Source organism: Marilutibacter aestuarii, assembly GCF_006546775.1.
In the GTDB taxonomy this organism is placed as follows: domain Bacteria; phylum Pseudomonadota; class Gammaproteobacteria; order Xanthomonadales; family Xanthomonadaceae; genus Marilutibacter; species Marilutibacter aestuarii.
Genome location: NZ_VICE01000105.1, coordinates 1 through 14110, shown reverse-complemented (window position 1 = coordinate 14110; position 14110 = coordinate 1). Strand labels below are relative to the sequence as shown.

Genomic DNA, 14110 nt, shown 5'->3' with positions numbered 1-14110 from the left:
CCCCGATGGACGACGCCACGAACGACGACGAGCGCAGGATCGGCGACCGCACGCCCTTCCACGACCGTGTGATGGTGGTACGGGCCGAACAGGCCTGGTTCGCCGAACTGATGGACCTGTCCGAGGGCGGCTGCGGCATCGCCGTCCCGCCCGACAGCGCGCTGGAGGAGGAGCAGGTGGTGCGGCTGTTCTTCTACGAGGCCGAGGACAAGCCCGCGGTGATCGTCCCGGCCCGGGTGGCGCGGGTGACCGCTGCGCGCATCGGGTTCGAGTACCACGAGCCGCAGGCGGTCCCGCCCAAGCGCCGCGCATGATGCGCCGCGCCTCGTGCCGGCGCGGTAAGCTCCCCGCATGCGCCTGAAGCACTGGATCAATGGCGAACCCCGCGAGGCGGCCTCCGGCCGTTGGCGCGAGGTGTTCGACCCGGCCACGGGGCAGGCCTTCGCCGAACTCGCCGACGGGGGCCCGGATGACGTCGAGCGCGCGGTCGCGGCCGCCCGCGCCGCGTTCCCGTCCTGGTCGGCCCTGCCCAACAGTGAACGCGCGCATTGGCTCGAGCGCCTGGCCGCGGCGCTCGAATCCCGCATCGACGACTTCTCGCGCGCGGAATCGCGCGATGCCGGCAAGCCGATCCGGCTCGCGCGCGACATCGAAGTCCCGCGCGCGGTGCAGAACCTGCGCTTCTTCGCGCACGCCGCGACCCAGTTCGCCAGCGAATCGCACCACGGCGAGGCCGGCCTGAACTACACCCTGCGCCCACCGCTGGGCGTGGTGGCGACGATCTCGCCCTGGAACCTGCCGCTCTACCTGTTGAGCTGGAAGATCGCGCCGGCCCTGGCCGCCGGCAATACCGTGGTCGCCAAGCCTTCCGAGATCACCCCGCTCACGGCCACCCTGCTGGGCGAGCTGGCCGCCGAGGTGGGCCTGCCCGCGGGCGTGCTCAACATCGTCCATGGCACCGGCAGCGAGGTGGGCGAGCCCCTGGTCGCGCATGCCGGTACGCGTGCGGTCTCGTTCACCGGCAGCACGGCGGTCGGGCGACGCATCGCCGGCATCGCCGCCCCGCTACTGAAGAAGGTCTCGCTGGAACTGGGCGGCAAGAATCCCACCCTCGTGTTCGCCGACAGCCGCTGGCAGGACCGCCTCGATACCCTGGTGCGCTCGGTGTTCCAGAACAGCGGGCAGATCTGCCTGTGCGGCTCGCGGATCCTGGTCGAACGCAGCATCTACCATGGCTTCCGCGACGCCCTCGTCGAGCATGCCCTCGCGCTGCAGGTCGGCGATCCGGTCGACGGCGACACGCAGATGGGTCCGCTGGCGTCGCGGGCCCATTTCGACAAGGTCGTCGCCGCCCTTCAACGCGCCCGCGACGAAGGCGGCCGCGTGCTCTGCGGTGGCCACGCGCTCGACCGCCCGGGCTGGTTCATCGCCCCCACCCTGATCGACGGCCTGGGTCCCGACTGCGCAAGCAACCGCGAGGAGATCTTCGGTCCCGTCGCCACGCTCCAGCCGTTCGACGACGAAGCCGGTGCGCTCGCCCTCGCCAACGCCAGCGAGTACGGGCTGGTGGCGTCGGTATGGACGCGCGACCTCGACCGCGCCCACCGCCTCGCCGCCGGCCTTCGGACCGGCATGGTCTGGATCAACACCTGGATGATGCGCGACCTGCGCACGCCCTTCGGCGGCAGTGGGGCCTCCGGCCTCGGCCGCGAGGGTGGGCTCGAGGCCATGCGCTTTTTCACCGAACCCCGCAATATCGGCCTACAACTGGAAGCCTACGCCCCATGAAGACCCTGCATGACCTGCTCGACCGCAACCGCGACTGGTCCGACCGCATCAATGCCGAGGACCCCGGCTTCTTCGAGCGCCTGTCCACCCAGCAGGCGCCCCAGTTCCTGTGGATCGGCTGCTCGGATTCGCGCGTGCCGGCCAACCAGATCGTCGACCTGGCGCCGGGCGAGGTGTTCGTCCACCGCAACATCGCCAACGTCGTCGTCCACACCGACCTCAACTGCCTGTCGGTCATCCAGTTCGCCGTCGACGTGCTGAAGGTCCAGCACGTGCTCGTCGTCGGCCACTACGGCTGCGGCGGCGTGCACGCCGCGCTGCACGGCAACCGGGTGGGCCTGGCCGACAACTGGATCCGCCACGTCGCCGACGTCGCCGAGAAGCATGCGGATTGCCTGCACCAGGCGGCCGAAGACGAGCGCCACGATCGCCTGTGCGAACTGAACGTCATCGACCAGGTGCGCAACGTCTGCCAGACCAACATCGTCCGTGATGCCTGGTCGCGCGGCCAGGCCCTCACCGTGCACGGCTGGGTCTACAGCCTGAAGAACGGCCGGGTGAACGACCTCGGCGTCGACGTGGATGCCTACGAGGCCCTGGCCGAGACCCATGCCGCCGCGATCGAGCGGGTGCATCGCGCCGGCGGCGATTCGCCGCGATGAGCCGCGCGGGCATCCAGGCCCCCGGCGCGCCGCGTCCCGTGGGACGTTACCCGCATGCGCGCCGCGTCGGCGAGCTGCTGTTCCTGTCGGGGATCGGCCCGCGCGACCCGGCCAGCGATCGCGTGCCGGGCAACCGCCACGATGCCGAAGGCCGCGTCGTCGGCCATGACATCGTGCTGCAGACGCATGCGGTGATGGCGAACGTGCGCGCCGTGCTCGAGGACGCGGGCGCCCGCTGGGAGGACCTGGTCGACGTCACCGTCTTCCTGACCGACATGGCCGGCGACTTCACGGCCTACAACGCGGTCTGGGCGGAGTATTTCCCCGACCCGGCGTCGGCGCCGTGCCGCACCACGCTCGGCATCGACGCATTGCCCACGCCGATCGCCATCGAACTCAAGTGCGTGGCCCGCGCCACCTCCGACGGAGATGCCTGATGCTGCCCAATCCGATCAACTTCCAGGCCTGGATCGAGGCGAACCGCGAACTGCTCAAGCCCCCGGTGGGCAACAAGTGCATCTACGACGGCGATTTCATCGTCATGGTCGTGGGCGGGCCGAACCAGCGCACCGACTACCACTGGGACGAGGGCCCGGAGTGGTTCTACCAGGTCGAGGGCGAGATGGTCCTGCGCATCCAGGAGGACGGCGCCGTGCGCGACATCCCCATCCGCGCCGGCGAGATCTTCCTGCTGCCGCCGCGCGTGCCGCATTCGCCGCAACGCATGGCGGGGTCCGTGGGCCTGGTGGTCGAACGCCGGCGGCTGCCGCACGAGGACGACGGCCTGCTGTGGTACTGCGAACGCTGCAACCACCTGCTGTTCGAGGAGTACTTCCACCTGCGCGACATCGAGCAGGACTTCCCGCCTGTGTTCGAACGCTTCTACCGCTCGCTCGAACATCGCAGCTGCGAGGCCTGCGGCCACGTGAACCCGCGTCCGGCGCGTTACGACGAGCCCGACACGCTGGCCGACATCACCTGAGCACGCCATGCTCAAGGTCGACACCCATGCCCATTACCTGCCGCGCGACTGGCCGGACCTGGTGCGCAAGTACGGCGACAACCGCTTCCCGGTGATCCACCACACCGACGACGGTCGGCATCGGATCTACAAGGACGGCAAGTTCTTCCGCGAGATCTGGTCCAAGACCTGGGACGCGCAGGAACGCGTCGAGGATTACGCGCGCTTCGGCGTGCAGGTGCAGGTCCTGAGCACGGTACCGGTGATGTTCAGCTACTGGGCCAAGCCCCACCATGCGCTCGAGCTGCACCAGTCGCTCAACGACCACATGGCGCGCACCTGCCACGACCATCCTCGCCACTACGCCGGCATCGGCACGGTCCCGATGCAGTCCCCGCGCCTGGCCGTCCAGGAGCTCGAGCGCTGCATGGACCAGCTGGGCCTCCAGGGCGTGCAGATCGGCAGCCATGTCGGCGACTGGAACCTCGACGCGCCCGAGCTGTTTCCCTTCTTCGAGGCCGCCAGCGAGCTGGGCGCGGCGATCCTCGTCCACCCCTGGGACATGATGGGCACGCCGTCCATGCCCAAGTACTGGCTGCCCTGGCTGGTGGGCATGCCGGCGGAGCAGTCGCGCGCGGCCTGCTGCCTGGTCTTTGGCGGCGTGCTCGAGCGCCTGCCCGCGCTCAAGGTGTGCCTGGCGCACGGCGGCGGGGCCTTTCCCTACACCATCGGCCGCATCGAGCACGGCTTCAACATGCGCCCCGACCTGGTGGCCACCGACAACCCGCGCAATCCACGCGATTATCTCTCGCAGCTCTACTTCGACTCCTGGGTGGCCGATCCGCGCGCCCTGCAGTACCTGCTCGATACCTGCGGCGTGTCGCAGGTGATGCTCGGGACCGACTACCCCTTCCCGCTTGGCGAACAGTCGCCGGGGGCCGGCATTGCATCGCTGGACCTGGACGAAACCCAGCAGGCCCGCCTGTACCATGGCACCGCGCTGGAGTGGCTGGGCCTGCCCGAAGCCCGCTTCCGCTGATCCACCGGGCGCCGCGGCGCCCCCGACCCGCATTCAAGACGACCGACAATGACCGACCTGTTCGATCCCCGCCACGCCGCCCACCTCGACGAGGTCGATGCCCTGCCCACCCGGCGCGACCAGTTCCTGATCCCGCGGCATGGCGACGGCGAACAGGCGTATTTCGTCGGCAACTCGCTGGGCCTGCAGCCACGCGGCGCGCGCGCGCACGTCGAGGAAGTGCTCGATGCCTGGGCCACGCGCGCGGTGGAAGGCCACTTCACCGGCGAGGCGCAGTGGATGACCTACCACACCCTGGTGCGCGAGCAGCTGGGTCGGCTGGTCGGGGCCCGGCCGTCGGAGGTGGTGGCGATGAACACGCTGACCACCAACCTGCACCTGATGATGGTGAGCTTCTACCGGCCCACCGCCGAACGCCCCGCGATCATGATCGAAGCCGGGGCCTTCCCCTCCGACCGCCACGCGGTCGAGTCGCAGATCCGCTTCCACGGCTTCGACCCGGACACCGACCTGATCGAGGTCGCGCCCGATGAGCCCAATGGCACGCTCTCGATGTCGGCGATCGAAGCGGCGATCCGCGAACACGGCCACCGGCTTGCGCTCGTGCTGTGGCCGGGCATCCAGTACCGGACCGGCCAGTTCTTCGACCTGCCCGCGATCGTGCGGCTCGCCCATGCCCACGGCGCCCGCTGCGGCTTCGACCTTGCCCATGCCGTCGGCAACCGCGAACTGGCCCTGCACGACAGCGGCGTCGACTTCGCCGTCTGGTGCCACTACAAGTACCTCAACAGCGGCCCGGGCGCGGTGGCCGGTTGCTTCGTCCACGAGAAGCATGCCGACGCCGACCTGCCGCGCTTCGCCGGATGGTGGGGCCACGAGCCGGCCACGCGCTTCCTGATGGCGCCGGAGTTCAAGCCCACGCCCGGCGCGGAGGGCTGGCAGCTCAGCAATCCACCGATCCTCGGGCTGGCGCCGCTGCGCGCCTCGCTCGAACTGTTCGACGAGGTCGGCATGGACGCGCTGCGGGCCAAGTCGCTGCGCCTGACTGGCTACCTGGAAGCCCTGATCCACGAGCGCCTGGCCGACGTGCTGCAGGTGGTGACCCCGGCCGAGCCGGAACGCCGCGGCTGCCAGCTGTCGCTGCGGGTCGCGGGCGGCCGCGACCGGGGCCGCGCCCTGTTCGAGTACCTGGCCGCCCACGGCGTGCTCGGCGACTGGCGCGAGCCCGACGTGATCCGCATCTCGCCCGCGCCCCTCTACAACACCCATGCCGACGTGCTGCGGTTCGCGCGCACGGTGGAGGCCTGGCGCGATGCCGCTTGACGACCTCGCCCACGTCGAACGCCGCATCACCGTCGTCGGCGCGGGCCTGGCCGGGGCGCTGTTCGCCACCCTGCTGGCGCGCCGCGGCTGGCAGGTCGACGTCCACGAGAAGCGCGGCGACCCGCGGCTCAAAGGCTACGAAGGCGGGCGCTCGATCAACCTCGCCCTCGCCGAGCGCGGCCGCCACGCGCTGCGCCTGGCCGGCGCCGATCCGGCGGTGATGTCGCACGCGGTGATGATGCGCGGGCGCATGGTCCATTTCGCCGACGGCCGCACCGCGCTGCAGCGCTACGGCAAGGACGACAGCGAGGTCATCTGGTCGGTCCACCGCGGCGAGCTGAACCTCTCCCTGCTCGACATCGCCGAATGCGCCGGGGTCAATTTCCATTTCCACCGCACCCTGCAGGGCGTGGACTTCGAGGCGCGGCGCGCGCGATTCGTCGACGAACGCAACGGCGATCTGCACGAGCTCGGGTTCGAGACCCTGGTGGGTGCCGACGGCGCCGGCTCCGCCCTGCGCGCGGCGATGGGCGCCGAGATCGAACTGGGCGAACGCAGCGAATTCCTGGACCACGCCTACAAGGAGCTGGAGATCCCGCCGGGCGCGGACGGCGGCTTCCGCATGGAACCCAACGCGCTGCACATCTGGCCCCGCGGCCGCTACATGTGCATCGCCCTGCCCAACGACGAGCGCACCTTCACGGTAACGCTGTTCCTGCCCAACCAGGATGTCGTCGACGTCGCCGGTGGGCCGCCCCGGGGCCCGAGCTTCGCCAGCGTCACCGACGGCGCGGCGGCGCGCGAGCTGTTCGCGCGCGAGTTCCCCGATGCATTGCCGCTGGTCCCCCGGCTGGAGCACGATTTCGAGGCCAATCCCACCGGTGTGCTGGGCACGCTCTACCTCGATACCTGGCAGCTCGACGACCGCGCCGTCCTGCTCGGCGACGCCGCCCACGCCATGGTGCCTTTCCACGGCCAGGGCATGAACTGCGCCTTCGAGGACTGCGTGGCACTGGCCGAACACCTCGACGGCACCGCCGACCGCGCCGCGGCATTCGCTGCGTTCCAGGCCGAACGCCTCCCCAATGCACGCGCGATCCAGGCCATGGCGCTGGAGAACTACCTGGAGATGCGCGACCGGGTCGACGACGACGACTACCTGCTCCAGCGCGAACTGGAACAGGCGCTTGCGCTGCGCCATCCCGAGCGCTTCATGCCACGCTATTCGATGGTCAGCTTCCATCGCTTCCCCTACGCCATGGCCTATGAGCGCGGGCGGGTGCAACGCGAGCTGCTCGTCGAACTCACCCGCGGCCACGACACGCTCGATACGCTGGACTGGGACGTGGCCGACGCGCTCGTCCTCGCGCGCCTGCCCCCCCTGCCGGCGCACGAACGGGGCGGTGCCTGATGGCCGGCAGTTTCCTGTTCTACGACCTGGAAACCTTCGGCACCGATCCGCGCAGCAGCCGGATCGCCCAGTTCGCGGCGATCCGCACCGACCTCGACCTGCAACCCATCGAGGCCCCGATCAGCTTCTTCGTCAAGCCGGCGCACGACCTGCTGCCCTCCCCCGGCGCGACCCTGGTCACCGGCATCACCCCGCAGATGGCCGAGCGCGAGGGCGTGAACGAGGCCGAGGCCTTCTCGCGCATCCACGAGGAGATGGCCCGTCCGCAGACCTGTTCGCTGGGCTACAACTCGCTCAAGTTCGACGACGAGTTCGTCCGCCACGGCCTGTTCCGCAATTTCCACGACCCCTACGAGCGCGAGTGGCGCAGCGGCAACTCGCGCTGGGACCTGCTCGACGTGTTCCGGCTCTGGCACGCGCTTCGCCCGGAGGGCCTGGCGTGGCCGCGACGCGAGGACGGGGCGACCTTGTTCAAGCTCGAACACCTGGCCGAGGCCAATGGGGTCCGCGAGGGCGACGCCCATGAAGCGCTGTCGGACGTGCGTGCGCTCATCGCACTGGCCCGCCTGTTCCGCGCCGCCCAGCCGCGCCTGTGGGACTACGCCCTGCAGCTGCGCAACAAGCGCTTCGCGGCGGGCCTGCTGGACGTGGTCGCGATGGCACCCGTGCTGCACGTGTCGCAGCGGTTCCCCGCCAGTCGCATGTGCGCGGCGCCGGTGGTCCCGCTCGCACGCCATCCGCGCATCGACAACCGCATCATCGTCTTCGACCTGGACCAGTCGCCCGAGCGCCTGCTCGAACTCGAGGCCGGGGACATCGCCGACCGCCTCTACACCCCGGCCGCCGACCTGCCGGAGGGCGAAGCGCGCATCGCCCTGAAGGAAATCCACCTCAACCGCTGCCCCGCGCTGGTCGCCTGGCAGCACCTGCGTCCGGCCGATTTCGAGCGCCTGTGCATCGATCGCGCTGAAGTCGAGCGCCGCGCCGCGCTCCTGCGCGAAGCGGGACCGGCACTGGCCGACAAGCTCAGGCGGGTCTTCGACGACGGCCGCGAACACGCGCCCTCCGACGTCGATGGCGCCCTCTACGACGGTTTCATCGCCGACGGCGACAAGCGCCTGTTCGCCGAGGTGCGCAGCACGCCGCCGGCCGCGCTGGGGGAGCGGGTGTTCGGCTTCCGCGATGCCCGCCTGCCCGAACTGCTGTTCCGCTACCGGGCGCGCAACTGGCCCGACACCCTGTCGGCCAGCGAGTCGGCCCGCTGGGACGAGTACCGGCGGGCGCGCTGGCGCGACCCCGACACCGGCGTGGCCAGGCAGCGCGCCGAGATCGCGGCGCTGCGCGCCGAGCATGCCGGCGACGCCGACCGCCTCGCCCTGCTGGACCAGCTCGATGCATGGCGGCAGCACATCGGCGAGGGCCTGATGCCCGCATCGACGGAGGCCCCATGAGCCGTTACTTCAGCGACGCCAGCTTCGATTTCCTGCAGCAACTGGGACGGCACAACAGCCGCGAGTGGTTCCAGGCCCACAAGGACCGCTACGAGGCACACGTGCGCGAACCGTTCCGGCGCCTGCTGTCCGACCTGCAGCCCGCGCTGGCCGAGGTCAGCCTGCATTACCGCTCGGTGCCCAAGGGCGTGGCCGGATCGCTGTTCCGCATCCATCGCGACACCCGCTTCAGCAAGGACAAGTCGCCGTACAAGTCATGGCAGGGCGCGCGGTTGTTCCACGAGCGCAGCAAGAACCTCGACGCCCCCGGCTTCTACATCCACCTGCAACGCGGGCGCTGCTTCGTCGGCGCCGGCCTCTGGCATCCATCCCCGGACAGCCTGCGCCGCATCCGGCATTTCATCCTCGACAACCCCGAGGGCTGGCGCCGCGCCGCGCACGCGCCGGGCTTCGAACGCAGCTACCGGCTCGATGACAGCGAGATGCTGGTGCGCATGCCGCGCGGATTCCCGCCGGACTTCGAGCATGCCGAGGACCTGCGACGCAGGAATTTCGTCGTCAGCCGTGCCATCACCGACGCGACCATGACCGGACCGCGCCTGCGCCAGCGCCTGGAGACGGACCTGAAGGCCATGGCGCCCTTCGTCGACTACCTGTGCGCGTCGCTCGACCTGGAGTTCTGAGCGGGCGATCCCGACAGGCGGGCGCGGTCCCATTTCTGTGATGCACGTTCGCTGAATCGTCGCAGCGCCGCATGACATACCCGTACGTACGGGTATTTTCGATGGCGATGCGTCGAGGGGAACGCAGGAAAGCAGACTCTCCGCGGCCATGCCGTCGGCGTCGGCCGCATCGAACAAGGGAATGTGAACATGCTCAAGCTCGCTTGCGGCCCCGTCATGGGCTCGCTCTTCCTCGCCATGCTCGCGCCAGGCGCGAACGCCGCCGACGTCACCGGCGTCGCCTTCGTCCATGGCACCGGCCAACAGACCAACGCCTACCAGGACTACTGGAAGCCGCAGATGGTCGACTCGGTCCGCCAGGGCCTCTCCAACCCGGCCAACTACACGGTCATCAACTGCGATTTCGAGCAGTACATGTGGGACAGCCGGGCCGCCGGCTGCCTCGCCGGCCAGCTGACCAGCTTCATCAACCAGCGCGGGATCACCCGCCTTGTCGTGGTCACCCATTCCAATGGCGGCAACGTCATGCGCTGGATCATGTCGAACCCGACCTGGGACAGCCGCTACCCGTCGATCATCGACAAGCTCGTGCGCGTCAATGCCATCGCCCCGTCTTCGGCGGGCACGCCGCTGGCGGACGCAGTCATGAACGGCAACGTGTTCGAACAGTCGCTGGGCTGGCTGCTGGGCTACAAGTCGGACGCCGTGCGCATGCAGCAGGAAAGCTGGATGGCGGTCTACAACGGCCAATACCTGTACGGCACATCCGGTCGACCGGGGTTGCCGCGCACCTTCCGCAGCGTCGTCGGCAGCGATGTCGAATCGGCGATCTGGGATTCGGACAGCTACTGCGGCGGCTATGCCGAGAACGTGGGCCTGGAGACCACCCAGAACTGGCTCGACGACTGCTCGGACGGCTTCCTGGAATGCAGCAGCCAGTCGGCCGCCGGCAGCGTGTGGTTCGTGGACAAGAGCCGCACGCGCGACCGCGAGCCGCTGAGCCACAACCAGAGCCGCCGGGCCTGCTTCCGGCTCGACACCATTCTCCGCAGCGACATGCAACAGTGAGGGACCACGACATGAACATGCGCACCCAAGCCCGCGCCCTCAAGGCCGCGACCCTGCCGCTGTTGCTGGCGATGGCGACGACCGCCACCCACGCGGCGACGCCGCTGCTGCCGGCCTCCAACGGCGACCAGGTGCCCGGACGCCTCGTCGTGCTGCCGCCGCCGACCGGCGACCACGAGCGCCAGGCGGTCAGCTATGCCTGGAAGCTGGATCCCACCGCGCGCGTCGAGGCCGCCGCGCCCTTCGAGGCGGAAAGCCGCGAGTACTGGATGACGGTCGCAGGCGCCGAACTCGAACAGGGCGTCGACGTCAGCCTGACCGCTCCGGGCTCGCTGATCCGGGTCAACCCGGCGCGCGGCGCGCGCGCGATGGCACCCACGCAACTGCGGGTCAGCCAGGGCGGTCGGCGCGTGAAACTGCAGTCGCTCGCCGACAGCGCGCAACTGCAGGCCGCCGGCATGCCCATCACCGCCGGCACGTCCATCGTCAAGCTCGAGGCCGGCGCCGGTCGCTACCGGCTGCAGGCTGAGGGAGCGCGCGGCGACTACGTCGTCCATGTGTACGAGCCGCAAAGCGACGTCGTCCTGCGTGCCCGCCCCGATCGACAGCAGGTGCTGGCGGGTGGCCGCATGCAGGTTGCGGTCGACCTGGAGCGCGCTGGGCGCCCGGTGCCGGGCAAGGCCGAGGCCCTGCTCGTCGCGCCCGATGGCAGCAGCACCCCGGTCGCGGTGCGCGGCGGCCGCGATGGCCGCAACGTCGCCCGCTTCAAGCTGCCCGAGGCGACCGGCAACGCCCGCGGTTTGTGGGAGCTGCAGGTCTTCGCCAACGACGGCGAGGTCGCCCGCGACGCACGCACGGCGTTCGCGGTCGCCGCACCGACCGCGCGCCTGGCCGGCGATTTCGAGGTCGATCCCGCCCGCCTGCAGGTATCGCTGCCGGTGGAAGTGGCCTCGACGGGCCGCTTCGAAGTGCGCGGCACGCTCTATGCCACCGCCGCGGATGGCGCCATGGCGCCGGTGTCCCAGGCGCATGCCGCCAACTGGTTCGAAGCCGGCAAACGGCGCCTGACGCTCTCGTTCGATCGCTCGCACCTGCCCACAGGTTATGGACGCCCGTTCGAGCTGCGCCAGCTCGAGCTCCACGACCAGACGCGCATGTCGCCCATCGAGTCGCGCGAGTACGCGTTGAAGTTCTGACCCCGGACCAGGCCCTGGCGGGCCGTCGCCACGGTCCCCGCTGTCCCGCGCCCACGCGCGCGGGACAGCGGGTAAGCTTTGCCCAGGCTCCAACGACGGCATCGACATGAAGAAGTTCATCGCGGCAAGCATCGCCCTGGTCCTCCTGCTGGCGGCCCTGTGGGCGGCGGGCCCCTTCTGGGCGGTCAGGGGCATCCGCGCGGCCATCGAGGAGAACGACAGTGCCGCGCTGTCGCGCCATGTCGATTTCCCGGCGGTGCGCAGCAGCCTCAAGGCCCAGGCCGACGACTACATGGCCCGCCGCGCCGGCGAGAAGGTACGCGAGAGCGTGCTGGGCGCGTTCGCGCTGTCCGTCGCCAGCAATCTCAGCGGTGCCGCGATCGAGACCATGGCCACGCCGGTCGGCGTGGGCGCGCTGTTGCAGGGGCGCAGCCTGTGGCATCGCACCAGTCGCGACAGCGTGGCCCGCAATGACATCTACAAGGACGTGCCGGCACGCGACCCCTTCCAGGACGCGCGCTACCGCTTCGAGTCGCTCTCGCGCTTCAAGGCGACCCTGGTGGACGACGAGGGCGAGGAAATCGACGTGACCATGACCCGTCACGGACTGCGCTGGAAGATCAGCGACATCGACCTGCGCCTGGGCGAGGACGACGACGCGCCCTGAGCGGACCCGGAGCCGCTCGCCGTCACGGCCGACGCCGCCGGACGAGCCTCAAGCGCTGTTGGCGACGCCGTGCGGCACGTGCCCCGCGGCGACCAGGCCCCGGGCGGACTCGATGTTGTGGGCGGAGTCGTCGAAGAAGATGTCGGCGCCGAAGGCCTCCAGGAAGGGCCCCTTGGCGCGACCGCCCAGGAACAGCGCCTCGTCGAGCCGGATGCCCCACTCCCTCAGCGTCCGGATCACGCGTTCGTGCGCGGGAATCGAGCGTGCCGTCACCAGCGCGGTGCGGATCGGCGAATCCTGGCCCACCGGGAACGCCGCCTGCAGGCGATGGAGCGCGTCCAGGAAACCGCGGAACGGGCCGCCGGAGAGCGGTTCGCCGGCATTCGCGCGCTCGTGCTCGGTGAAGGCCGCCAGCCCGCCTTCGCGCGACACGCGCTCGCTTTCGTCGCCGAAGATCACCGCGTCGCCGTCGAAGGCGATGCGCAGCTGGCGCTCGTGGCGGTCCTGCGGCGCCTGCGCCGGCAACAGGGTCGCCGCCGCGACCCCGGCCATCAACGCGCTGCGCACGTCCTCGGCATGCGTGGACAGGAACAGGTCGGCGCCGAACGGCCGGATGTAGGGAAACGGTGGCGCGCCGTTGCTGAAGGCCGCGCGCTTGATCGACAGGCCATGGTGGGCGATCGAGTTGAAGATGCGCAGGCCGGTGTCAGCCGAATTGCGCGAGATCAGGATCACCTCCACGCGCGGCGCCTCTGGGGGCGCGCCCTCGTTGAGGCCGAGCAACTTGCGCACCAGCGGAAAGGCGATGCCGGGCGCGAGGAGGTCGTCCTCGTGCTCGCGCTGGAAGGCGGCATAGGCATCGATGCCCTCGGCCTCGAACAGCGCATGGCTGTCTTCGAGGTTGAACAGGGTGCGCGAGGAAATCGCGACGATCAGCGGGTCGGCATCACGGTCTGGCATGGCGCTATTGTGCCCTGCCCCGGTCTCGGGTGTTGAGACCGGCGACGCCGGGACGCGCGCGGTTCAGCCGCCGATGAACTGCTCGGCGAGCATGCGCTCCTCGAGGTTGTGCTCGGGATCGAACAGCAGGGTGACGGTGCGGTCGAGCGATTCGCGGATCGTCACCTCGAGCACGTCGCGGACCTCGTGCGAGTCGGCCGTGGCGCTCACCGGACGCTTGTACGGGTCCAGGACCCGGAAGCGCACCTCGGTGTCGGCCTTGAGCACGGCGCCGCGCCAGCGACGGGGACGGAACGGGGCGATCGGCGTCAGCGCGATGACCTTGCCGCCCAGGGGCAGGATGGGGCCGTGCGCCGAGAAGTTGTAGGCCGTGCTGCCAGCCGGGGTCGCGACCATGACGCCGTCGCTGATCAACTCCTCCAGGCGCGTCTGGCCGTTGAGCTCGATGCCCAGGTGGGCGGCCTGTCGCGTCTGGCGCAGCAGCGACACCTCGTTGTAGGCCAACGAGCCGACGGTCGCCCCGGACTCGGTGGTGGCGACCATCTCCAGCGGACGCAGCACCGAGGGCTCCGCCGCGTGCAGGCGCTCGACCAGGCCGTCGACGCGGTACTGGTTCATCATGAAGCCGACCGAACCGAGCTTCATGCCATACACCGGCTTGCCGAGCGAGCCGAAGCGGTGGAGGGTCTGCAGCATGAAGCCGTCGCCGCCCAGCGCCACCAGCACGTCGGCCTCGACCGGATCGAGTTGGCCGTGGCGCGCGGTCAGCGTTTCCAGTGCCTCGAGGGCGTCCTCGGCCGGGCTGGCGAGGAAGGCGATGCGGGGCGAGTCGGTCATGGTCGGCTCCTGGAGGGCGCCGCCAGCATAACCCGGGCCCCCCGCCCCACCGCGCAGGACGGCG

Annotated in this window: 15 protein-coding genes; 13 read left to right on the top strand and 2 right to left on the bottom strand. The window is 70.1% G+C overall.

Annotation, left to right across the window (positions count from 1 at the left end):
• Window positions 1-5: 5 nt before the first annotated feature.
• The 13 genes from FKV25_RS11240 to FKV25_RS11180 all read left to right on the top strand — a co-directional run bounded on the left by FKV25_RS11240 (window position 6) and on the right by FKV25_RS11180 (window position 12249).
• On the top strand, window positions 6-314 hold the full coding sequence (locus FKV25_RS11240; RefSeq protein WP_141518898.1) for a PilZ domain-containing protein: 309 nt from the start codon (window positions 6-8) through the stop codon (window positions 312-314).
• 37 nt (window positions 315-351) lie between these two features.
• Window positions 352-1788 carry an aldehyde dehydrogenase gene (locus FKV25_RS11235; RefSeq protein ID WP_141518897.1) on the top strand — a complete coding sequence of 479 codons (1437 nt, stop codon included), beginning with the start codon at window positions 352-354 and terminating at the stop codon, window positions 1786-1788.
• The gene (can, locus tag FKV25_RS11230) at window positions 1785-2450 is read left to right on the top strand and encodes a carbonate dehydratase (protein WP_141518896.1); all 666 of its coding nucleotides are present in this window, start codon (window positions 1785-1787) and stop codon (window positions 2448-2450) included. Before FKV25_RS11235 ends, can begins: the two co-directional genes overlap by 4 nt.
• Window positions 2447-2887 carry a RidA family protein gene (locus FKV25_RS11225; RefSeq protein WP_141518895.1) on the top strand — a complete coding sequence of 147 codons (441 nt, stop codon included), beginning with the start codon at window positions 2447-2449 and terminating at the stop codon, window positions 2885-2887. The genes can and FKV25_RS11225 overlap by 4 nt, the downstream gene beginning before the upstream one ends.
• Window positions 2887-3432, top strand: coding sequence for a 3-hydroxyanthranilate 3,4-dioxygenase (locus FKV25_RS11220; RefSeq protein ID WP_141518894.1), 546 nt, complete (start codon window positions 2887-2889; stop codon window positions 3430-3432). The genes FKV25_RS11225 and FKV25_RS11220 overlap by 1 nt, the downstream gene beginning before the upstream one ends.
• Before the next feature lie 7 nt (window positions 3433-3439).
• Window positions 3440-4450 (top strand): amidohydrolase family protein, encoded by a 1011-nt coding sequence (locus tag FKV25_RS11215; RefSeq protein ID WP_141518893.1) that lies wholly within the window; start codon window positions 3440-3442, stop codon window positions 4448-4450.
• A gap of 48 nt (window positions 4451-4498) precedes the next feature.
• Entirely contained in the window at window positions 4499-5773 is a 1275-nt protein-coding gene (gene kynU / locus FKV25_RS11210) for a kynureninase (RefSeq protein ID WP_141518892.1), read from the top strand.
• Window positions 5763-7184 (top strand): FAD-dependent oxidoreductase, encoded by a 1422-nt coding sequence (locus FKV25_RS11205; protein WP_141518891.1) that lies wholly within the window; start codon window positions 5763-5765, stop codon window positions 7182-7184. Before kynU ends, FKV25_RS11205 begins: the two co-directional genes overlap by 11 nt.
• On the top strand, window positions 7184-8635 hold the full coding sequence (gene sbcB / locus FKV25_RS11200; RefSeq protein WP_141518890.1) for an exodeoxyribonuclease I: 1452 nt from the start codon (window positions 7184-7186) through the stop codon (window positions 8633-8635). Before FKV25_RS11205 ends, sbcB begins: the two co-directional genes overlap by 1 nt.
• Window positions 8632-9318, top strand: a complete 687-nt coding sequence (locus FKV25_RS11195; RefSeq protein ID WP_141518889.1) for a DUF2461 domain-containing protein — start codon at window positions 8632-8634, stop codon at window positions 9316-9318. The genes sbcB and FKV25_RS11195 overlap by 4 nt, the downstream gene beginning before the upstream one ends.
• Window positions 9319-9534: 216 nt before the next feature.
• A complete protein-coding gene (locus tag FKV25_RS11190) occupies window positions 9535-10386 on the top strand; it encodes a Fes1 domain-containing protein (protein WP_141518951.1) in 852 nt (283 codons plus the stop codon).
• Between the two features lie 17 nt (window positions 10387-10403).
• Window positions 10404-11582: a DUF4785 domain-containing protein gene (locus FKV25_RS11185; protein ID WP_170218619.1), complete on the top strand. Its 1179-nt coding sequence runs from the start codon at window positions 10404-10406 to the stop codon at window positions 11580-11582.
• 106 nt (window positions 11583-11688) lie between these two features.
• Complete coding sequence (locus FKV25_RS11180; protein ID WP_141518887.1) at window positions 11689-12249, top strand: DUF2939 domain-containing protein; 561 nt, start codon at window positions 11689-11691, stop codon at window positions 12247-12249.
• 48 nt (window positions 12250-12297) lie between these two features.
• Here FKV25_RS11180 and FKV25_RS11175 read toward each other — a convergent pair whose 3' ends face one another.
• Window positions 12298-13209: a 5'-nucleotidase gene (locus tag FKV25_RS11175; protein WP_141518886.1), complete on the bottom strand. Its 912-nt coding sequence runs from the start codon at window positions 13207-13209 to the stop codon at window positions 12298-12300.
• 63 nt (window positions 13210-13272) lie between these two features.
• The gene (locus FKV25_RS11170; protein ID WP_141518885.1) at window positions 13273-14046 is read right to left on the bottom strand and encodes an NAD kinase; all 774 of its coding nucleotides are present in this window, start codon (window positions 14044-14046) and stop codon (window positions 13273-13275) included.
• Window positions 14047-14110 lie beyond the last annotated feature (64 nt).